19 protein-coding genes are annotated in these 20,416 nt (G+C 41.4%); 6 read left to right on the forward strand and 13 right to left on the reverse strand.

Features of this window, described 5'->3' with window-relative positions:
• Positions 1-21: 21 nt before the first annotated feature.
• The 4 genes from PAARA_RS04240 to PAARA_RS04255 all read right to left on the reverse strand — a co-directional run bounded on the left by PAARA_RS04240 (position 22) and on the right by PAARA_RS04255 (position 4,678).
• Positions 22-747 carry a YebC/PmpR family DNA-binding transcriptional regulator gene (locus PAARA_RS04240; RefSeq protein ID WP_054553380.1) on the reverse strand — a complete coding sequence of 242 codons (726 nt, stop codon included), beginning with the start codon at positions 745-747 and terminating at the stop codon, positions 22-24.
• Between the two features lie 249 nt (positions 748-996).
• Positions 997-1,614, reverse strand: a complete 618-nt coding sequence (locus PAARA_RS04245) for an HAD family hydrolase (protein WP_062567820.1) — start codon at positions 1,612-1,614, stop codon at positions 997-999.
• Between the two features lie 122 nt (positions 1,615-1,736).
• A complete protein-coding gene (locus PAARA_RS04250) occupies positions 1,737-2,240 on the reverse strand; it encodes a DUF6702 family protein (protein ID WP_062567821.1) in 504 nt (167 codons plus the stop codon).
• Positions 2,240-4,678: a M1 family metallopeptidase gene (locus PAARA_RS04255; protein ID WP_062567822.1), complete on the reverse strand. Its 2,439-nt coding sequence runs from the start codon at positions 4,676-4,678 to the stop codon at positions 2,240-2,242. The genes PAARA_RS04250 and PAARA_RS04255 overlap by 1 nt, the downstream gene beginning before the upstream one ends.
• Positions 4,679-4,950: 272 nt before the next feature.
• On the opposite strand from PAARA_RS04255, the gene PAARA_RS04260 reads away from it, so the two are divergent.
• The 5 genes from PAARA_RS04260 (at position 4,951) to PAARA_RS04280 (ending at position 11,182) form a co-directional block, all read left to right on the forward strand.
• A complete protein-coding gene (locus PAARA_RS04260) occupies positions 4,951-5,187 on the forward strand; it encodes a hypothetical protein (RefSeq protein ID WP_062567823.1) in 237 nt (78 codons plus the stop codon).
• Between the two features lie 134 nt (positions 5,188-5,321).
• Positions 5,322-5,558, forward strand: a complete 237-nt coding sequence (locus tag PAARA_RS04265) for a hypothetical protein (RefSeq protein ID WP_062567824.1) — start codon at positions 5,322-5,324, stop codon at positions 5,556-5,558.
• A gap of 69 nt (positions 5,559-5,627) precedes the next feature.
• Positions 5,628-6,860, forward strand: a complete 1,233-nt coding sequence (locus PAARA_RS04270; RefSeq protein ID WP_062567825.1) for an exonuclease SbcCD subunit D C-terminal domain-containing protein — start codon at positions 5,628-5,630, stop codon at positions 6,858-6,860.
• On the forward strand, positions 6,857-10,510 hold the full coding sequence (locus tag PAARA_RS04275) for an AAA family ATPase (protein WP_062567826.1): 3,654 nt from the start codon (positions 6,857-6,859) through the stop codon (positions 10,508-10,510). The genes PAARA_RS04270 and PAARA_RS04275 overlap by 4 nt, the downstream gene beginning before the upstream one ends.
• 9 nt (positions 10,511-10,519) lie before the next feature.
• On the forward strand, positions 10,520-11,182 hold the full coding sequence (locus PAARA_RS04280; protein WP_062567827.1) for a class I SAM-dependent methyltransferase: 663 nt from the start codon (positions 10,520-10,522) through the stop codon (positions 11,180-11,182).
• Between the two features lie 303 nt (positions 11,183-11,485).
• Here PAARA_RS04280 and PAARA_RS04285 read toward each other — a convergent pair whose 3' ends face one another.
• The 6 genes from PAARA_RS04285 to PAARA_RS04310 all read right to left on the reverse strand — a co-directional run bounded on the left by PAARA_RS04285 (position 11,486) and on the right by PAARA_RS04310 (position 17,152).
• Complete coding sequence (locus PAARA_RS04285; protein ID WP_062567828.1) at positions 11,486-12,292, reverse strand: alpha/beta fold hydrolase; 807 nt, start codon at positions 12,290-12,292, stop codon at positions 11,486-11,488.
• Between the two features lie 767 nt (positions 12,293-13,059).
• Positions 13,060-14,757 carry a gamma-glutamyltransferase gene (gene ggt, locus PAARA_RS04290; RefSeq protein ID WP_062567829.1) on the reverse strand — a complete coding sequence of 566 codons (1,698 nt, stop codon included), beginning with the start codon at positions 14,755-14,757 and terminating at the stop codon, positions 13,060-13,062.
• A 131-nt stretch (positions 14,758-14,888) separates the two neighbouring features.
• The gene (locus PAARA_RS04295) at positions 14,889-15,704 is read right to left on the reverse strand and encodes a substrate-binding periplasmic protein (protein WP_062567830.1); all 816 of its coding nucleotides are present in this window, start codon (positions 15,702-15,704) and stop codon (positions 14,889-14,891) included.
• Positions 15,705-15,731: 27 nt separating this feature from the next.
• A complete protein-coding gene (locus PAARA_RS04300) occupies positions 15,732-16,100 on the reverse strand; it encodes a response regulator (RefSeq protein WP_062567831.1) in 369 nt (122 codons plus the stop codon).
• A gap of 66 nt (positions 16,101-16,166) precedes the next feature.
• A complete protein-coding gene (locus tag PAARA_RS04305; protein WP_062568165.1) occupies positions 16,167-16,703 on the reverse strand; it encodes a DUF6942 family protein in 537 nt (178 codons plus the stop codon).
• On the reverse strand, positions 16,703-17,152 hold the full coding sequence (locus tag PAARA_RS04310; RefSeq protein WP_062567832.1) for a YaiI/YqxD family protein: 450 nt from the start codon (positions 17,150-17,152) through the stop codon (positions 16,703-16,705). The genes PAARA_RS04305 and PAARA_RS04310 overlap by 1 nt, the downstream gene beginning before the upstream one ends.
• A gap of 102 nt (positions 17,153-17,254) precedes the next feature.
• Between PAARA_RS04310 and PAARA_RS04315 the strand changes: the two genes are divergently transcribed.
• Positions 17,255-17,788 carry a lipocalin family protein gene (locus tag PAARA_RS04315; RefSeq protein WP_062567833.1) on the forward strand — a complete coding sequence of 178 codons (534 nt, stop codon included), beginning with the start codon at positions 17,255-17,257 and terminating at the stop codon, positions 17,786-17,788.
• A 174-nt stretch (positions 17,789-17,962) separates the two neighbouring features.
• Here the strand turns inward: PAARA_RS04315 and PAARA_RS04320 are convergent, their stop codons facing one another.
• From PAARA_RS04320 to PAARA_RS04330, 3 genes are read right to left on the reverse strand one after another with little or no spacing between them, the layout of a single operon-like run.
• Positions 17,963-18,298: a DUF3325 domain-containing protein gene (locus PAARA_RS04320; protein ID WP_062567834.1), complete on the reverse strand. Its 336-nt coding sequence runs from the start codon at positions 18,296-18,298 to the stop codon at positions 17,963-17,965.
• Positions 18,295-19,896: a PepSY-associated TM helix domain-containing protein gene (locus tag PAARA_RS04325; protein WP_062567835.1), complete on the reverse strand. Its 1,602-nt coding sequence runs from the start codon at positions 19,894-19,896 to the stop codon at positions 18,295-18,297. Before PAARA_RS04325 ends, PAARA_RS04320 begins: the two co-directional genes overlap by 4 nt.
• Positions 19,893-20,237: a hypothetical protein gene (locus PAARA_RS04330; RefSeq protein WP_245219886.1), complete on the reverse strand. Its 345-nt coding sequence runs from the start codon at positions 20,235-20,237 to the stop codon at positions 19,893-19,895. The genes PAARA_RS04325 and PAARA_RS04330 overlap by 4 nt, the downstream gene beginning before the upstream one ends.
• Between the last annotated feature and the right edge of the window lie 179 nt (positions 20,238-20,416).

Here is a 20,416-nt window from a genome sequence, read left to right on the forward strand (position 1 = left end):
ATCAAATGCCCCTTTTTAAAATTAGTTTTTGACAATCGCATTGTGATAAACGTTTTGAACGTCATCACAGTCATCAAGCATAGAAATAAACTTTTCAAAGTTTGCTATGTCATCTGGATCAGTGATGTCTGTATGAACTTGTGGAACAAACGTAATCTCGTCTACTTCAAAGTTAATACCCTCAAATGCTTCTTCAAGTGCTGTTTTTGCTTTGTAGTACTCAGTGTGAGGAGCGAATACTGACACTTTGCCGTCTTCTACTTCTACATCAGTTACGTCTACATCAGCCATCATTAACGCTTCTAGCACGACTTCGTCGTCATCACCTTCAAAGCCTAAAACAGCTAAGTGATCGAACATATGCGCTACGCAACCGGGTGTGCCAATTTTTGAATCTGTTTTTGTAAACGGTAAACGTACATCTTTAATAGTACGGTTAGGGTTATCAGTTAAACAGTCAACAATAACCATACAGTTACCTGGGCCGTAGCCTTCGTAACGTGCTGGAGAGTAGTCTTCCCCTGCCCCACCGGCAGCCTTTTTGATTGCATTATCAATTACATGTGCTGGAACTTGATCTTTTTTTGCACGCTCAATAATACGTTTTAGCGCTTGGTTAACTTCTGGATCTGGTTCGCCATTTTTAGCAACAACGTAGATTTCTTTACCGTACTTAGAATTTACTTTTGTTTTTGCATTGGCTGTTTTAGCCATGGCGTTTTTGCGGACTTCAAATGCTCTGCCCATCTTATGCCTCTATGAATACATTTGATAATTGCCGATATTTTAACAAGTCATGACCGCTTGGGCTAGTACTAGGGCGTGTTAACCTTCAGGATTAAAATTTGTTCACTCTAGGGACGATTTTATTAACACCTTGGGATGTATAACCGATTAGGTAAAGTAAAAAATGAGCAAAGATCAAATCGTCCCTAGGAAACTTAAAAAAATAAAAAGCTAACAATTAATATCAGGAAAAATAAAAAACAAGACTATTTAACATAACACCTTACTTTCTTGGAATGAATCAACCAAAATTGGCAGTTCTGAAAAATGATGCAGTACATAGTCTGCTTGATTTGCATATTCAGGAATTTCATGTGGTGCGTATAAACAAGCTCGCATGTTAGCGTTGTGGGCTGCTTGTATGTCAAATAAATAATCACCAACATAGAGTAACTCTGACTGGTTAAGTTCCCAGAGTGTGGCAATGGCATTTAAAGCACTTGGGTCAGGCTTGGCTGGCGCATCTGAGCGAGTCAAAACCGTTTCTATCGGCAGAGGATTATTTTTTAGCTTAATGGCTGCTGCACGGTCGTAATTACGAGTCACAATGGCCATTGGAATATTACTTTCTTTTAGCTTGGTAATCGCATCAGCCACACCAGGCAATAAATATGCGTGCTGCGCATCAATAAGCTCATGTTGATGGACAATATTCATCGCCTCTTCGCGCATGTAAGGCGAGGGAAGCGTGGCAATATACGCCAACAAATCCTCCTCAAGAGGACAACCCACTTGTGCTTTGATCAGTGAGAAATCCAGCTCTGACGATACCAAAGTGCCGTCTAAGTCAAAAATCACACCACGAATATTGTTATCATAAATACTCATATAAATCCTTGTATATGGCGATTGGGAAATGTTTATACCCACTAATAAGATAGTGTACGATATAGCTTTATTAAAGGATCAAAGGATTAAAAAGCCAAGTTTTTTAATCCTTTTGTATAAGTCTATTGAGGTTCTAACGCCTCAAACTTAGCTTCAAGCCAGGTATCATCTTGGCTAAAGGTCAGTGTTTTTACTTTCCCTTTACCCTCAATATTTACCATATTCACTTGTGCAGGCCAAAGGTCGCGAAGTGCTCCGTTGCTCATACGAATGCCATGAATTCCCTCTGGGATCGTGACTTCCTGATAAACCCAAAAGAATTTACCATCAACTTGTGCACCCACTTTTTTAAGTTCAAGTGGCTTACCATCTAAAGTTTGCAGGGCAATATGTGACTCAACATAATCAGCAAAACGCTTTTGGTCGTCTTTATTACTTAAGATATCAGCATTACCGTCGAACAAATATTCAACAGCATGCTCCGTATCATGCAAATAAAAGCGATGCATAAGCTCTATGTTGTTTGTACGTTTATTAAACAGCACAGTTGTCACAGACGCTTTTAACTGGTGCGCCATACTAGGCGCACTCAGTAATAAAGCAAAAACAATGGCTACAAAGCGCATTATTGTTGCTCCTGGGCATCTTTTTCATCGCCCTTTTTCAGCTCTGTTTTAATATCTTGCATGATATCGCGGCTGACTTTCGCTTTACTCTTCTCACGCTTATACACTTCAATACGTGATGGAATAATACGACGCGGGTAGTTATTGTTTTCTACATCTACATCCGCAGTTTCCCAACGAGGGTCAACCGCAACAGACACTAGGTTTTTACCCTTCTCAGTTACAATTAGCTTTTGAACATGCTTATGGTTACGACGCCAAATTTCAGCCGGAATGTACTGCTCTTCTTTCGTACCATCTTCATAAGTAAGCTCTAGTAAGATAGGCATTACTAAGCCCCCCAAGTTTGAGAACTCAAGTACGTAGTAGTTCTTATCTTCTTTGATTGCACGCTCAAATGTTTTACGTTCCCAAGGCTCTAGGCCTTTAAGGAATTTATTATACGCGTTGCGCTCTTTATTAGTTACCGTAAAGCGGTCGTTTTCATCATAGAAGTCAGTGACATCTGGGTTTTCTTCAACCCACAGTTTTTTACCTTCTTCTTTATTACGTTGTACGAATAATGGCATTGGCTTGTCAGCTTCGATGTCACGCAAACGGTTAAAGTCGATATCAGGGTTTTTGGTGTCTAAACGTAACTGATAAACTTTATCTAACGAGATATCAACGTGATCTGTGGTGTAGAACCAACCACGCCAGAACCAATCAAGGTCAACGCCAGACGCTTCTTCCATTGTACGGAAAAAATCAGCTGGAGTAGGGCGTTTGTATTTCCAACGCTGCGCATACTCTTTAAATGCAAAGTCAAATAACTCACGACCAAGGATCACTTCACGTAATATGTTAAGTGCGGCAGCAGGCTTAGTATAAGCATTAGGGCCTAAACGTAATACACTGTCTGACTGTGTCATAACCGGCACTTGGTTTTCTGACTTCATGTATTCAACGATATCGCGAGGCTCAACACCCCAAGGAATTGTGTGGTCCCATTCACGACCAGCAACACCATCTAAGAAGCTGTTAAGACCTTCATCCATCCACGTCCATTGACGCTCATCAGAATTCACCACCATTGGGAAATAAATATGCCCAACTTCATGGATAACAACGCCGATTAAGAAGCGTTTTTCTGCTTGAGAGTAGGTACGTGTTCCGTCATCTTGCAAGTCTGTGCGCGGACCATTGAAGGTGATCATGGGGTATTCCATACCACCGACAGGGCCATTAACTGACTGTGCCACAGGGTAAGGGTAGTCAAACGAGAAGCGCGAATACACTTCCATCGTATGAACAACAGCTTCTGTAGAGTATTTCTTCCAGAGATCGCCACCCTCTTTCGGGTAGAAAGACATCGCCATCACTAACGGCTGGTCTTTACCACCTTGATGGTAGCCCTTAGCATCCCACATAAATTTACGTGATGAGGCCCATGCAAAGTCACGGACATTTTCAGCTTTAAAATGCCATGTTTTAGTTTTGTCTGTGCCTTCTTTTTCGTTTTCGAGTGCCTCTTCTTCAGTCACGATAAAAACAGGGCGTTTGGCATCTTCAGCTTGCTCTAAGCGTTTACGCTGCGTACTAGTTAGAACGCTGCTCGGGTTATCCAGCTTACCTGTTGCAGATACAATGTGGTCTGCAGGAACCGTTAATTCAACGTCGTAGTTACCAAATTCAAGGGTAAATTCACCACTCCCTAAGAACGCTTTGTTCGTCCAAGCTTCATAGTCAGTATACGCAGCAAGACGAGGGAACCACTGCGCTAATAAGAAGATATCGTTACCATCTTCTTCAAAATGCTCATAACCCGAGCGTGCACCAACGGCATCTTCTTCAACAATGTTAAAGGCGAAGTCCATGCTGAACTCAACGTCTTTACCCGGTTTAAGCGGTTCGTTTAAGTCGATACGCATTAATGTATCTACTACAGTAACTTTAAGCTCTTTTCCGTCTTCGTCTTTAACATTGGCGATTTGATAACCCAGCTCGTTGTCGGCCATGAATTGCTGACGACGTAACTGTCCTAAACTCAATTTAGTTGATTTTGGCTGAGGGTCACCTTGCAATGTTTTACCATTAAAAGTCGATGTCATTTCAGCAATTGAGTCAGATTTAAAGATATTTTGGTCTAGTTGTAACCAAAGGTACTTTAAAGTGTGAGGCGAGTTATTTTTATATTCAATTGTTTGGCTTGCTGTTAAACGGCGTTTCTTTTCATCAAGCTTAGCATCAATATCGTAGTTTACCTGTTGCTGCCAGTAGTTTTCGGCAGGGGCACCCGCCGCACTTCTATATACATTTGGGGTAGGGAGTGCTTCATCTAACTGACGAAACTTATCAACAAACGAGCCTTTAGTTTGCTCTACCGATGACGCCATGACTGCTGAAGACACTGCCAAAGGCAATACCAAAGCACTCAAATGGAGAACTGCTTTTTTCATTGTTAATCCTGTAAATTAAGTGTAAGCCTACCATCTCAAACAGCTAACAAGGTTGCAATAAAATCACGATAAAATGCTAGTTTTTCAGGTTAGTATTCACCTTTGTGCAATGAACTATTTTTGCAGCTACATATCCCTACTTTCAGGCAATGTAAAGGGGGTTTACAGACGCATTGGTTATTTTTAATTCAGCACGAATTCATTACAAAGTATTACAGTTAATTTTAAGCCAACTTGGTCAAATTTTGTTTAACAGTAATAAAGGTGATTAGATGAAGTTTTATATTGTAAAAAAAGACTCTCGTTTAGCCGCTATTCCTGCGCAAGAATCAATTTTAAACGAGTACAAAGAACGTGGCTTTGAATATATTGAAGTGATCAACGCATGTGATGAAGACGATGCGTTAGCACGTACATCTCCCAGTTCAAAATGGACTAAAAAAGGACTGTTTTTAGGCTCATCTTTAGTAATTTTGACTCTAATTTTCATTATTTTCGCAATAAATTAATTTTTGCGGCATTTTCTATTGAAATTTACTGCCATTTGTATTTAAAATCGCCCACTTTTTTGATTTTGGGTCAATGCAGAAGCTGTATTTATCCCAAAAATGTGTCGGTAAACAGCTTAGAATTCGGTGGGCTTATGGATTTCTATATCCTAAAAAAACAACAAGAACTAATTGCAATTCCAGCGGACGAACAAAATTGTAAACAGTACCTAGATTCAGGGTATTTTTATATTGATAAAGTAGCGGCATGTAATGAAACGAATGCCCTAAAGATTTTACAAGCAAAACAAACTAAAGCGCTTAAAGTTCCATTGATTATGGCGTTGCTAGCTCTACCTATGGTGGTTTTTGCTTGGTATAGCTTAAGTTAACAAACCAAGCTGGGCATCTTGTCTCAGCTTAGGTATATTGACGCTCTTAATAAATAATAAGAGCGTTTAATGAAAGTCCTTCATACATCTGATTGGCATTTAGGCCAACAATTCTACGAGCACTCCCGATTCGATGAGCATCAAGCATTTCTAGCTTGGTTAACCGATACGCTTGTCTCAGAACAGATCGACTTATTACTGGTTGCGGGTGACATTTATCATACGGCAACGCCACCTACCAGCGCAGAAAACCAACTCTACCAATTTATTAAAACCACTAAGCAGCATTGCCCTGACTTACACATAGTGATTATTGCTGGTAACCATGATTCAGCAAATCGAATTATGGCGGCAAAGCCTTTATTGGCTCAGTTTGATACGCATGTTGTTGGCCGCTTTGATAGCAATGCTCCTCATGAAGTAGTCCTGGCAATCAGCACAAAAAACGGCGATGCGAATGTTGTTGCCATGCCATTTTTACGTAACAGTGATTTAAGCAGTTATAACCGCCAACAAGAGCAACCGTTAAGTTACAACCAAGCCGTTGCCCTTGCCTACAAAGATGCATTACAAGCAGCAAGCGAATTACCAAACGCGCCATTAATTGCCATGGGCCACCTGCATGCAAAAGGCGGAGACATCTCATCTGATTCTGAACGTAACTTAGTGATTGGTGGTGAAGATGCGATATCGGCAAGCATATTTACTGATCAACCCGATTATGTCGCGCTAGGGCATCTTCATAAGGCTCAAACCGTCGCGAAGAAAGAGACCATTCGCTACAGTGGCACGCCAATGCCAATGTCATTTTCTGAAAGACGCTATCAGCATCAAGTTGTGCTAGTCGAGCTTAGTGACTCAGGAACTTCTGTAAACCCCCTTTACATTCCTAGCTTTTGTAAAGTCATGTTGCTACCGGAAAAAGACTGTGTGCCACTAAACGAACTCTGTGAGCTAATAAAACAGCTCGATTTAACAGATGAAGATTTAGCACCATATCTGCGGGTTAAATTGAGTGCCCATGACACTGACACCACTTTCAGAGAACAAATAGAACAAGCCCTTGAAGGTAAGCAGGTTAAGTTCTGTGGTATTGAAAGGGTGCGTCAGCAAAACAATCAGCAAGACGATGAACAAACCCTATTTGAAGATGTCTCGCAAATTGAAGCGCTAAACCCACATTCACTTTTAGAGCAAGCATTTGCAAACAATAAAGATATGGCAGGACAGGCGGTGCCAAAAGAGCTAGAAGGCTTACTAAGCCAAGTGATCGATGAGTTGAATGCAGAGGACCTACTATGAAAATTTTAGCAATTCGTGTTCATCAACTCGCCTCTATCTTAGACGCCGAAGTCGACTTTAGCACTTCGCCTTTAAAAGAGGCGGGACTATTTGCCATCACAGGTGATACTGGCGCGGGTAAAAGTACTTTACTCGATGCCGTTTGCTTAGCACTGTACAACAAAACCGCACGACTACGAGGTGATACAGGCAATAAAATTGACTTTAATGGCGACAACATCAAACTCAATGACTCGCGAAACTTATTACGCCGCGGGGCAGGGCAGGGGTTTGCCGAAGTCGACTTTATAGGCCAAGACAAACAGCTTTACCGTGCAAGGTTAAGCTTTAGCCGCGCTCGTAATAAAGCTGATGGTAAATTACAGCCCGCACAACATAGCCTCTATTCATTACCTGATGAAGCCCTCATCGCTGATAGAAGCGCAGCAGGTAAAGAAATTGAACGTATTATTGGTTTGAGCTTTGAACAGTTCTCACGAGCTGTACTGCTTGCACAACATGAATTTGCCGCCTTTTTAAAAGCAACCGGTGATGAACGTGCGCAATTACTTGAATGTTTGACAGGCACCGATAAATTTAGCCGTATTGGTCAGCGAATTTTTGAACGCCATCGTGAGCAGCTGCAAGCATTAGAGCAGTTAAAGTTAAGTTTAAGTAATTATCAGGTTTTAAGCCCTGAAGAGGTCGAAACTAAACAAGCAGAACACAAAGCGCTTGAGGCTAAACTTGCTGAGTTACAAAAACAAATAAAACAATTTGAACAGTTCCAAGCGTGGTATAAACAAGCATTGCAGCAGCAACAACAGCTAAACCAAGCTGAGCAAGCAAAGCAAGAGTTACAGCAACAAATGCACGCGCTTGCTGAAAAAGCCACTGAAGCAAAACAAGCCCAGCAATGCTTAGAAATAAAAGATAACCGTGAACGCGTCACTTCGATTACTGCTCAACATGAGCAACTTATTAAAAACCGGGAGCAGCTTTTAAACGTTGACCATAAAACACTAATCAAAGACGCTGAGCAAACGCTTGAGAAGCAAACCGCGCAACTAAACCAAGCAAAGCAAGCACAAAAAGACGCGCAACCTATTATTAGCCAGGCCCGTGAGTTAGATAAACAACTTGCGGTTTTAAATCAGCAAGCAACGGCGCAAAAAGTACAAGCAGAAAAAGCAAAGCACCATCATCAAGAGCTGAGTAATACACTAAATAGCCATAAAGCCGAGCAGCAAAAACAGCTCGAGCAGCAAGCGCAAATCAATGGCTATTTAGAAACACATGCACAATGGCAACCATTAGCAAAAGACTGGTCATTCTATAAAAGTGAGTTAAGCCGCTTTAGCCAGCAACAGCACACGATTAGCCAATCACAGCAAAACGTAAACTCTCTTCAGCCTAAAATTGATGAGCAGCAAGCAGCCGCGCAGCAGTGTAAAACTCAATACCAAGCCCTTGAACAAGAAATTCAGCGCTTAAATGAACAAGATGCCGCCTTTAAATCGAGTTTAAATACCCAATCAATGGCGGATATTGATGCGGGGCTTGAGGCGATTAAGCACCTGATTGAAAAGCGCCAAGTGTGGCAAACTAATCATCAGCAGTTAAAAAATTGGCAAACCCAGCTAAAGGCATTAAGCCAAACTGAGCAGCAACTACAAACCGCACTAAAAGATGCGCAGCAAGGGGCAGAACAAGCACAGCAACAGGTTTCGCTTTGTGAGCAAAACTTACAGCAAGTGCAATTAAGAGCCAGTGAAGGAGTCAGCCAGTTACGTGCCACCTTAAAAGCAGGGGAGCCGTGCGCGGTATGTGGCTCAAAAGAGCACCCATTTATGCATGAAGAAATGGTGAACGAGCAATTTAGCCAGCTTATTAACGACTTTACCAGGGAGCTAACTAACGCCAAACAGCATTTAAAAGCTCAGCAAATATTACAGCAAGCTAAAAGTAATGAGCTGGCGGCATGCAGCCAACAGATAAGCTCATTAAACGGGCAAATCTCAGAACTGAGTGCTCAACAACAGAGCCTCAAAGAAACTATGGCAGCAAGCCGTACTGAGCTAAATGATTTAACCGAAGCTCAGTTAAACGAGCGTCAGCAACAGCTCAGCCTGCAAAAACAGCAATACTATAAAACTCTTGAGCAGCAACAACAGCTGCAAAATACGCTTGCGACTAAGCAAACTAAGTATAATCAGCAAAGGCAAGCGCTACATAACAAAGAGCAGCAGTTAAATGAGTTGCAGCAACAGCTGAATAATCTGCAAACGCGTTTAAATGAGCTCAATGATGAGCATCAGCAGCTACATGCCACACTGAATCAACAGTTCACCAGTGCACCTTGGTGGCAGGCACTCAATACACAAAACATTTCTTTAGAGGTCATTGCAGAGCACGTTGAGGCTTATCAGGCGTCGCTGCAAACTGCGGATGAGCTTAAAGCTAGTTTAAAAGCCATTGAGCAGCACCTTGCGCATGTAACACCGCAGCTTAACGAAGCACATACCTCTTTAACTCAGTGCAACGAGCAACTAAGCCAAACTCAAACCGAATTAACGCAGATACAATCAAAGCGCGAGGGCTTATTGAGTAACGCAGCAATATCGGTAGATGAGTTTATAGCAGAGCTTGAAAAGGCGGTAGATTCCGCGCAGCAGGCACTGCAACTTGCCCTGACAACCCATAGTAATGCGGTGAAGGCGCGTGACGAACAAGCCATTCAAATAGCAAATCTTGACGAACGTAAAAAAGAACTAAACGCTGAACATGCGGCACTTAATGAACGCTTTAGCCATTGGTTTAGCGATTTTAAAGCGCAGCACCCAAGTTTGGATGAACAAGCAGTTAGTCAGCTATTAACGATAAACCCAACTGAGATCAAGAAAACATTGGCTGATCACCACACTGCCGAGAGTAGCTTAAAAGACGCTGAGGCACTGTTAAAACAGTTACAAAAAGCTCAAGCTCAGCACCAAAAAGATAAACCTGCACTGAGTGAAGATGAGCTGCAAATACAGCTTAATCAAACAACAGAGCAACAAGTGCAAGCTAATAACGCATTATTGCAAGTTGCGACGGAGCTTAAAACCCATCAACAAAATAGCCAAGCGCTGGCAGATAAACAAAAGCAATTAGTAGAGCAGCAAAAAAGCTATGAACACTGGCATCTACTCAATAAGGTATTGGGGGATGCCAGCGGCAAAACCATGCGTAATTTAGCACAAACGCAAACCTTAAAAATACTGTTGCACTACGCGAATAGTCACTTACAGACACTAAATAAACGCTACAAATTAACCGCTATAGGACAAACCCTCGATATCGCAATTATCGATAGAGATATGGCCGATGAGCAGCGCTCTGTTAATACGTTATCGGGTGGTGAGTCATTTTTGGTGTCGTTAGCCCTCGCATTAGGGCTTGCCTCCTTATCGTCAAATAAAGTGCAAATAAACTCTTTGTTTATCGACGAGGGTTTTGGTACGTTGGACAGTGAAACGTTAAGCATCGCGATGGATGCTCTTGATTCTCTGCAAGCACAGGGCCGCAAAGTCGGGGTGATTTCTCACGTCTCAGAAATGACCGAACGCGTTGCCACCCAAGTGCATGTGGCGAAAAAACCAGGTGGTTATTCGACCATCTCAGTTATTTAAAGGATTAGCATGCCAACTTTTAATCATGAAGAAGCAAGTCACTACGACGAACGTATTTTGCGACTAGTTCCAGGTTATGAGCTATTACATCAAGCAACCGCAGCCCAATTAGCAACAACGCTGAACGATAATGCGTGCATTTTAGTGGTTGGTGCCGGAACAGGTAAAGAAATCATTGAATTAGCGGCGTTAAAACCAGGCTGGCAGTTTATTGCTCAAGATATCTCACAAGACATGCTCGATATTGCCGAGCAGCAGTTTGGCCAGCATAACATCAGCGACCGAGTAACAGTGCATTGCGGTGATATCAACGGCATCGACAGCCAGTGTGACGCCGCACTGTGTTTACTAGTCATGCACTTTGTTGAAGATAACGGCGATAAAAAAGCACTATTAAAAGCGATTCACAGCAAGCTCAAAAAATCGAGCAACTTATACGTTGTCGATTTAATGCGCCCAGAATCTGCTTTTGAGCGCGAGTCACAACTACAGCTTTGTTCACAGTTAGGTTTGACTGAAGCCGGCACAGAGCGCATGCGCCACAACCTAGAGCACGAGTTTTACCCATTAGACCGAATTCGTTTTTCTGAATTAGTAAATGAAACTGGATTCAGCACCCCTAAACAGTATTTTAAAGTGCTTGGTTTTACAGGGTATGTGGTTGGGAGTTAATAGCTGTAGGCGCGATTTTGCATCGCGCCACATGCCAAGCAGCATATCAATAATTACACGGTAAACCCGCTGCTACCACGTCGAAATTTGCTCTCTTAAGGGGTTCAATCTGAGAGCTCAAAGCTTGTAACTTTACTTGATCTGCCACATTTGATTATTAGAGTTGAATCTTACCGAGAATAACAGCTTTGTGCCTTGAGTCGACGAACTCATTTCTGGACAAAATGTTTCAGATCCGAATGACGGCTCTATACCAGACATTGGTAACGTCCATAGTTGTTTGGGGTCGGTTGCCTTTGCTTGTTAGTGGTTATCCAGCTTTTGCATCAGTACTAAAAGCTCATTTAAAACCAGTTCTGGTTCATCAATCTGTACAAAATGACCACTTTTTCCAGTCAACACAGATTTACCCTGTGGGAAAGCACTCGCCCACTCCTGCCATAGCTCACCCCACATTTTTCTGCCCTGATCCGTGAAAAACAAATTGGCTGGTCTTTCTACTTTTCTTACAGAGGTAATCACTGTTACGGGCATATCTTTGATTTGTGGGTAATCAGGTAGCGGTCTTTTACTCCAGAAGTCTAGATATTGGTTCGACATACCATCGGCCATGTCATCCAGTTTGATCTGAGCAATTTCTCGATTAGCTTTTTCTAAATCAATAGCACGCAATATATCAACATCATGTTCGGAAGACGGGTCTAACATTAACAGTGCTTTTATTTGTTTTGGGTAAGCTGCGGCGAACTCTCTCGCAACGCTGCCACCATATGAATGAGCAACTAAAATGACCGGCTGGTTAACATCTAATGCAACTAAAAACTCGCTGGCGTATTCTGCATAATCACTTGATGTAAAATGCCTCTTAATAGCTGTGGAGTTGCCATTTCCAACTCTAGAATAACGAATAACCGTGGCATGCTCAGCTATTTGGTTAAAAACGGGCTCCCAGTCAGACATACCAGCACTACCACCGGCCTCCAAAAGAACTATATGCTTACCATTACCTGCAACTTCATACTCAAGTTCAAATTCATTGACGTTGATAAGTGTCGGTTGAGCTGAAACAGTAAAAGATAATGCGATACCAATAAACGGGATTAACTTCAAAACTACTCCTTAAAACATTAACATTTTAGCTTTTATGCGGCACGCAGTTTGTGTTGCATAATCGCTTGTTGGACTGAGGCGCTACCTGCTTGGTGTGTGAGAATTGGTGTTTTTATGCTATGGGAATTTGCTTTTATGACCTAAGCTACACCAAGCCTGCTTAATCGGCGCGCCTGTCGCATCTATGCTGTCCCTATGTTGCTCAGTGTTTGTCATGTCGTTATTACAACTAAATTAGGCTTTATAAGCAACCACTATAGGCTATTTCAGTATTAACTTATTTAATGAGTTTATTCATGACTTGCCTTCCAGTAATGGAATAACCCTTAGGTAAGTGTGGCTCAAATGTCCTGAGTAGGCTCTCCACATAGCGGCTAAGTTCAACAACTCTCTTAAATGACTGGTTCTCGCTCAGAGCCGACCTATAGAGTAATTACGCTAACGCACTTTGGGGCAAAATGCGTTACAAGAACGTCCGCTTTATAAAATAAAGTCATTAGCACTAACTAGCTGTGACCGTCTATTATCCGCTCATAGCCGCCTGTTAGACGAGGTTTATACCTTCTCACCTAAACTGTAAGATCTGATACGAGCTAAGACACTTAATTCACAACCTACTAACTTGTTGGGTATCACTCCTCTCTACCCAACCCACGAGCTATGAATCATCGCGCGAAATAAATTTCACGCCTACGCGATGTAAAATCGCTGCGACCTCAAAGCTCGTAATATTACTCTTTATCTTTATAACTCGCTAACTTGCGAGCCTAATACCCAGCTGCTTGACCATCTTTACGGGTTTCAGATGCACCATAATAAACACCGGTTTTAGGGTCTTTCAATATAGCTTGATAACCACCATAGGGGCCAACGGCGTCTTGCAAAGTGTGGCCTTTCTTTATTAGCTCACGGCGGGTTTCCATTGAAAAACCTGACTCTAAGCTAACAAAACCACCATCCTCCATGATTTCACCAGTTGGTTGCGATGACCCCGTATGCAGAATACGTGGCGCATCACCGGCTTCTTGCAGATTCATGCCAAAATCAATCATGTTGATAAGTATTTGAGCATGCATTTGTGGCTGCGTCGCACCGCCCATCACGCCATAACTCATATATGGCTTACCATCTTTGGTGACAAACGCAGGAATGATTGTATGAAATGGTCGTTTACCTGGCTCATATTGGTTCATGTGGCCTTTTTTAAGCGCGAACATTTCGCCCCGGTTTTGCAATACAAAGCCTAATTTAGCAGGTGTCATACCAGAGCCCATACCACGGTAATTACTTTGAATAAGCGAAACCATGTTGCCGTCTTTATCGGCGGTCGTCATATAAATAGTATCGCCTTCTACTGGGCCTGCATGGTCACGTTTTGCGGCCTTGTTAGGGTCTATCAGCTTGCGTCTTTGGTCAGCATACTGCTGCGAAATAAGTGTTTGTACAGGAATCGTGTTAAACGCTGGATCCGCGTAATATTTTGCACGATCTGCAAAAGCGAGCTTTTTCGCCTCAACAAAGGTATGGACGTATTCTGGGCTATCAAAGCCCATTGCTTTGATATCGTAACCCTCAAGAATATTAAGAATTTGCTGTGCAGCAATACCTTGGCCATTTGGTGGCAATTCCCAGAGCGTATACCCTCTATAATCAGCGTTCACAGGTTTGACCCACTCGCTATGGTGCGCAGCTAAATCTTCATAGGATAAGTAGCCGCCGTTTTCTTGCATGTAGCGACCAATTTCTTTAGCAATATCGCCTTTATAAAAGGCATCGCGGCCGTCTTTGGCAATTTTGCGATAGGTGCTTGCAAGGGCTGGGTTCTTAAAGATTTCCCCTTTTTCAGGCATGGCCCCATTTGGCATATACACATCTTTAAAGCCCGGATATTTGCCACGAGCAGCAACACTTTTTTGCATGTAATAGGCAATCAGTTCAGACACTGGGAAGCCATTTTCAGCGTAGTCGATAGCAGGTTGGAGTAAGGCTTTCATTGGTGTTTTGCCAAACTTTTTATGTAACTCAAACCAACCATCGACAGCACCAGGAACCGACACTGGTAACGGCCCATAAGCAGGAATGGTGTCGCCTTGTGCTTTTAAGGTATCGAAAGACAAGCTTTGTGGTGAACGACCAGAGGCATTTAAGCCGTATAGTTGCTTGCTTTTATTATCCCAAACAATGGCAAATAAATCCCCACCAACTCCACATCCAGTCGGTTCAACAAGGCCAAGCACTGCGTTTGCCGCAATCGCCGCATCAATGGCATTACCACCATCTTTTAGTACTTGTAAGCCAACCTGCGTAGCTAACGGCTGTGATGTTGCAACCATACCTGATTGTGCGATGACTTCTGAACGGCTAGCAAAGTTATGGCCTGTGATGCGATCGTAAGCTTGGGTAGAGCCTGCTGTAGCTAAGCATAGAGCTAACACTATCCTTTTAATGAGTGGAGTTGGTTTCATCGTTATTGCCCTTTTATTGTTTTATTCACTATAAAAAGCAATTTAAAGCTAAGCAAAAGCTTTGCGTCCGAAGACCAAAAAATACGACTATTGCCAACAACCGAGCTAAATTAGACTTTCATTAAGAAAAACTAATAAATAGCGTTACCGGTAAAACACTCTTTTAACATAGCGGATGCATAAGGGTGGCTTTGCTGAGCCGAAGGTATAAACTGACTAACAATATCGTCAACTTGCTCGGTTGCTTTTAACTGCTTTAAATGACTTTGTAACTCTTTTACGGTTTCAATTGATGTGCTTTTATTCAGAGCTAAGTAGTTTCCAGCCAGTGCAGGATGGTTAAGCGCAAATACGGGGGCTAGCTGTTCGGGACTTAACCCCACTTTTTCTAATTGAGAAGCCAGTGTTAAGGCCGAGCCAATTAATAAGTCGTGCTCGCCTCTTTTAAACATTTTTAGCTCTTCAAATTTTTTTGAGTAAGTTAAAAAATGCTGACCTTCTTCCAGATTTAAATCCATTAAAACTGAGTGATATACATCTCCCCGTGCCACACCTACGGTGTAATTTCGTAAAGACGCCATACTATTCACAGTTATATCTGAGCGAGTCGCTAACTTATAAAAACATGTTTGCCCAGAAGCTAATGGACCAACCCAATAAAACTTCGATTCTCTTTGTGCTGTGCGTGAAGTTGAAAAGATGCCACTATTGGCTCTCGTTGAAACTAGTTGCATCGCTCTTTTCCAAGGGTATAAGTCAATAGTACAGTGTAAATTTGCGTTTTCGCAAAGAAGCCGAACAATCTCTGTGTTGATTCCCGTAATTTGGTCTTCTTTTTCGAAATTATAGGGAGGGAAAGACTCAGTATACAGTGTCAGTGTTTTTTGTTTAGCAAGCACATCCCCTACAAACATAAAAAACAACACGCTTAGCAGACGTATTAACATAGTCAACTCCACACGAAACCTATCACTTTAGTCATGCTTAACAATGCGGCTCAGCTGTTTATTTAGGGTATTCAGGCAAAATGGTTTAATAATAAAGCCATCAACTTTAGCACTAATCATATCTGTCACGGTCTCTTTACTGTCTTCGCATGTGACCATTAAAACAGGGATACTCTTAAAATCAGGTGTATCTCGCATTTGCATAAGTAAGCATTTACCATCCATTTTTGGCATATGCAAATCAGTAATGACTAGGTCAAAATGTTGCTTTCCTAATAACTCAATAGCTTGATTGCCATCTGTTGCTTCTGTGATGTCATCATAATCAAGGCGGCGCAACATGTTTATTAAAACATGGCGCATTAAAGGCATATCATCGACAACAAGAATTTTCATACTAAGCACACTAGCTTTTATAATATCTTAAGCTTAGTTTGCATACTCAATAACGCAATGGAGTATTCAAGCTAAGATATCAGCCACTAATTGGCTTAGTCGAGCAATCTTACTATTACTCAATTGCCGATAATCGAAGTAAGGGCATACGATAACCTTATCACTCTTGCTAATGGCAAACTCATCATCTATCCAAGTTAGTGGTGAATTAAGCTGCCCTGATTGAATCAGTTTTTTAGCATGAGTACGACCTGCAATAATATGCAATTGGTTACTTACATCTAAAAGTGGCGGACTAAACAAAAGCGCAGTGCAACTGTTAGCTTGCAGTAATAAATCATCTCGGAAGGTTTGCCAGTCACACGCTTGCTTTGCAAATTTAAAATGCTCACTAGGCAGAGCAAATAACACCTTAGCATATACGTTAAAAACTTTTCTCCAGCCATTGCCGCAAGCTTGATTTATGCTATTAATTTCGCCTGCTTGCATTGCATGCAAAAAATTGAGTGTTTGCCACGGCGCCATGGGTGGGCGCTTTTCAATATATACTGCAACGGTGAATTTGCTGTCTCCAAAACCCTGTAGCCGTTTCTTTGTGTCCATCATAATTTTTTTGCAAGAATGCGATCTAAATTATTGGCAAAGTTTTGCCTGTCGGCTTGGCTAAGAGGCGGTGGCCCTCCCGACATTTCAACTCCACTAGAACGCATTGTTTCCATAAAATCTCGTACGTTTAATCTAGAGCGAATATTCTCCGTGGTATACAGCTCTCCACGAGGATTCAGCGCTTGTGCATTTTTTTCTATTACTTCTGCAGCAAGTGGAATATCACCTGTGATAACCAAGTCACCCGCTTCAACACGTTTCACAATCTCGTTATCAGCAATATCAAACCCTGATGAAACCTGTATACGCGAAATAAACTTTGAAGGTGGGATACGCATCGCATGATTAGCAACCAGCGTTGTAACTGTTTGCGTGCGCTCTGCTGCGCGAAATAATATCTCTTTAATAACAGTAGGACAGGCATCCGCATCAACCCAAATTTTCATAGCACTCTCGACAGAATTTTTAAGTATGAGATAGTTTACCGTAATTGAACTTATTTACCGCTATTAACGTATTAAAATATTTGATTTTAAAAGGAGCTTTACGTGCGCAACTTCCATAAACTTCTCATTATAGCAATTACCTCTACGATACTCTCTGCGTGTACTGGCACTCCAGAGAACATAAAACCTGTTGAGAACTTTGAACTCAATAAATACACAGGTACTTGGTATGAAATTGCGCGGCTAGATCACTCTTTTGAACGTGGCTTAGAAGGAATAACAGCTCAATATTCAGTAAACCCTGATGGCAGTGTAAAAGTAATTAACAGAGGCTACAATCTTGAGGAACAAGCATGGGAGCAAGCCCAAGGCAAAGCTAAATTTGCGAGCAAACCTAACATAGGTCATTTAGAGGTTTCTTTCTTTGGCCCATTCTACAGCTCATATGTGATTTTTGAATTAGATAAAGAAAATTATCAATATGCATATATCACCGGCTACAACAAAGAATATTTATGGTTCCTATCAAGAACACCCAAGGTGAGCGAAGCACAATTAAAAGACTTTAAAGACACAGCTAAAAAATATGGCTTTAAAACCGAAGAATTAATCTTCGTTGAGCATGACAACCTGTAAAGGGGATTTACAGGTTGTCTTTAAAACATCATGGATGTGTAACACAACTGTCATTGAACCAAGGCAAACTCTGCTTTATTAAATTGAAGCAACATGTGATCCCCCCAATTTAATTCCCTGCTCGGGTAGGCTATGCCTACCCATTTTTTTCAGATCAGTTTTTTACTAACTAAGCTAGAAAATCATTACCGAAAAGCAACTTAACAGTAAAATTGATAAATTGAGTATACTGATATGCTTTACCCATGAAACAGTAAAACTATATAAAATCATGAGCATAAGTACACTTAGCGCCATATAACCGCAAAACAATAATGCACCATATCCACCTTCGCTCAGTACAGATAACACTAAACTTAGTAAAATAGTGATCCAGCCTGTAGCTAAAAAGCTATGTCGTTGTTTATCCGTTAGCTTCTTTTTAAAAACTTCACGAAAATGGTTAAACTTTGCTAAAGCAAAACAATTAAATGCCATAAAGCACAAACTAAACTGCAGTAATTCCATCATCCTTGTTGCTCCTTAAGGTCCTTGGGCTTTTGAAAACGGCGAGTACTTACTTTTTTGCTAGCAGTACGTAATTTTTTGCCCTGTAAAATAAACAGGCTTCCCGCAATAATGAAACCAAAATCAACGCAAAACAGCGTCCATTTTTGAGTTAGTAAATAACTGATCCAATTTCCCTCGGTTGTCATAGCATTTACTAAAGGAACAGCAAAACATACCAATGCGTTAAGCCACGCTGCTAATTGCCATTGACGTTTAGAGCTACTTATTATTGCCAACACAGTCATTGCTAACCATGCGAGGAAGAACACGAGTATTTCTTTATCGGCACGCGCTACCATCTCTAAAGGTAATAATCGATTAGCAATAAAAAATGATGCCGTTGCAAATGGTAACCCCATCAGGGTAGCTAGATTTAACGTTTCTACTAATTTCAAGCCAACCCCAGCTTGCTGCTGCGGCTTTAAACGCTCCCTTAAACGTTTAGCCCACATAATGCAGCCTGTAGCAATCATTGCGCAGCCAGCGATACCACATAAGAAATATAGCCAGCGTAATAATGGGCTAGCTAGTCGCCCTGCGTGTAATGCTGTCATCGAATCATAAAAGCGTGCTGATGCCGACCAATCTTTACCTTGCTCAGCGAGTAGTTCGCCAGTACTACCTGAAAATAAAAATGCCGCCCCATTATCCACGACCTCTTTACCTGTGTTCAAATACACACTCACGCGTGATGACTCTTTGTTTGCATCGCGAATAAAGAAGAAACCTATATCGGCATCAGGTGACTTAGTATAAACCTGATCTAAAATAGTATTCATGCTAACCAGTGGCGCAGGAACATCACTCGATTCGACACGAGCCCTGATAGGACTTGCCTCATTAAACATTTGTTGTAGCCCCTTCTCATACACCGTTTGAGCAGGGTAGGGGAAAACCATAAATATTAAGGTTATCAAGCCTGTATACGTAATCATAATATGAAATGGTAAGGCTAATACCGATGATACATTATGAGCATCAAGCCAACTGCGACTTCCTTTGTTTTTTCTAAAGCTAAACATATCTTTAAAAATACGCTTGTGAATAACAACACCAGTAATCAAGGCAATCAGCATAAATAATGATGCTAGACACACTAGCCAACGTGCCGTTCTGACATCGATGTAATGCAAATCAAAATGCAGTCGATAGAAAAAATACCCGCCTTTGGTCTCTCTAGGCGGCGCAATTTGCTCATTGGTAGTAGGGTCTAAATAAGTCTCAGTAAATTTAGCGCGTCGTTGCCCTGACTGCTTAGGCTCAGCATAACTATAGGTATATAAAGGGTTACGAGGCTCAGGTAAATAAATACGCCATGATGATGAGTCTGCTGCTTTATTTTGCAACTGCTCTACAGCATAGTTAATTTGCTGTCTTTGCTTAGCTAGGCGGTTATCTTGATGAGTAACAGTGTGCGTTTCTGGCTCGAACCAATAAGTAATCTCGTCTTTAAAAAAACTGATGGTGCCAGCAAAAAAAATTAAAAATAATAACCAACATACTAACAAACCAACCCAAGTATGTAGCCAGGTCATTGAACGAAAAAAGTTCTCTTTCATAACCAACCCTTAATCAACGAAAGAATTACAAACTGGACACCTGTAGTTAGTAAAATAGTGATCCAGACACGCTTTAATGACTTAACTGCAAACACCCAAATAAAAACACAACTATAAAAAAATACCGACAACGTAGTGGTTAATAACACACTGTCTAGCTGATTCAAGGGAAGCAAGATGGCTAACAAAGAGATAAGTACACTGGTAAATACATAGCCCCCAAAGATGGCAGCAACAAACCGAAAGAATACCGATATTCGGTAAGATATGCTCACAGAGCGCTTTTTAAACACATTTTTAGGACGCTGCGAAGGCACTGCATCAATGGATTGTGAATGCATGATAATCCTTTAAATAAACACGAATAGAAAGCGCACTATTATAAACTGACAAAATAAAAAAGATAGTGATTATCATTTGCGTAACCATGAAGAATAAGTAAATTTATTGAGTACTCTCTAGTTAGTAAAATAATGATCTACTGGCTTTGCGAAGCCTAATATCATAAGGTGATATAAAA

The organism is Pseudoalteromonas arabiensis (assembly GCF_001550155.1).
In the GTDB taxonomy this organism is placed as follows: Bacteria; Pseudomonadota; Gammaproteobacteria; order Enterobacterales; family Alteromonadaceae; genus Pseudoalteromonas; species Pseudoalteromonas arabiensis.

Bases quoted from the DNA above. Each gene is read 5' to 3' on its own strand.
- PAARA_RS04265 (WP_062567824.1), top strand. From the start codon at position 5,322: ATGGATTTCTATATCCTAAAAAAACAACAAGAACTAATTGCAATTCCA.
- PAARA_RS04320 (WP_062567834.1), bottom strand. From the start codon at position 18,298: ATGATGGAATTACTGCAGTTTAGTTTGTGCTTTATGGCATTTAATTGT.
- PAARA_RS04255 (WP_062567822.1), bottom strand. From the start codon at position 4,678: ATGAAAAAAGCAGTTCTCCATTTGAGTGCTTTGGTATTGCCTTTGGCA.
- PAARA_RS04310 (WP_062567832.1), bottom strand. From the start codon at position 17,152: ATGAAAATTTGGGTTGATGCGGATGCCTGTCCTACTGTTATTAAAGAG.
- PAARA_RS04300 (WP_062567831.1), bottom strand. From the start codon at position 16,100: ATGAAAATTCTTGTTGTCGATGATATGCCTTTAATGCGCCATGTTTTA.
- PAARA_RS04250 (WP_062567821.1), bottom strand. From the start codon at position 2,240: ATGCGCTTTGTAGCCATTGTTTTTGCTTTATTACTGAGTGCGCCTAGT.
- PAARA_RS04280 (WP_062567827.1), top strand. From the start codon at position 10,520: ATGCCAACTTTTAATCATGAAGAAGCAAGTCACTACGACGAACGTATT.
- PAARA_RS04305 (WP_062568165.1), bottom strand. From the start codon at position 16,703: ATGGACACAAAGAAACGGCTACAGGGTTTTGGAGACAGCAAATTCACC.
- ggt (WP_062567829.1), bottom strand. From the start codon at position 14,757: ATGAAACCAACTCCACTCATTAAAAGGATAGTGTTAGCTCTATGCTTA.
- PAARA_RS04245 (WP_062567820.1), bottom strand. From the start codon at position 1,614: ATGAGTATTTATGATAACAATATTCGTGGTGTGATTTTTGACTTAGAC.
- PAARA_RS04330 (WP_245219886.1), bottom strand. From the start codon at position 20,237: ATGCATTCACAATCCATTGATGCAGTGCCTTCGCAGCGTCCTAAAAAT.
- PAARA_RS04325 (WP_062567835.1), bottom strand. From the start codon at position 19,896: ATGAAAGAGAACTTTTTTCGTTCAATGACCTGGCTACATACTTGGGTT.
- PAARA_RS04270 (WP_062567825.1), top strand. From the start codon at position 5,628: ATGAAAGTCCTTCATACATCTGATTGGCATTTAGGCCAACAATTCTAC.
- PAARA_RS04275 (WP_062567826.1), top strand. From the start codon at position 6,857: ATGAAAATTTTAGCAATTCGTGTTCATCAACTCGCCTCTATCTTAGAC.
- PAARA_RS04295 (WP_062567830.1), bottom strand. From the start codon at position 15,704: ATGTTAATACGTCTGCTAAGCGTGTTGTTTTTTATGTTTGTAGGGGAT.
- PAARA_RS04260 (WP_062567823.1), top strand. From the start codon at position 4,951: ATGAAGTTTTATATTGTAAAAAAAGACTCTCGTTTAGCCGCTATTCCT.
- PAARA_RS04240 (WP_054553380.1), bottom strand. From the start codon at position 747: ATGGGCAGAGCATTTGAAGTCCGCAAAAACGCCATGGCTAAAACAGCC.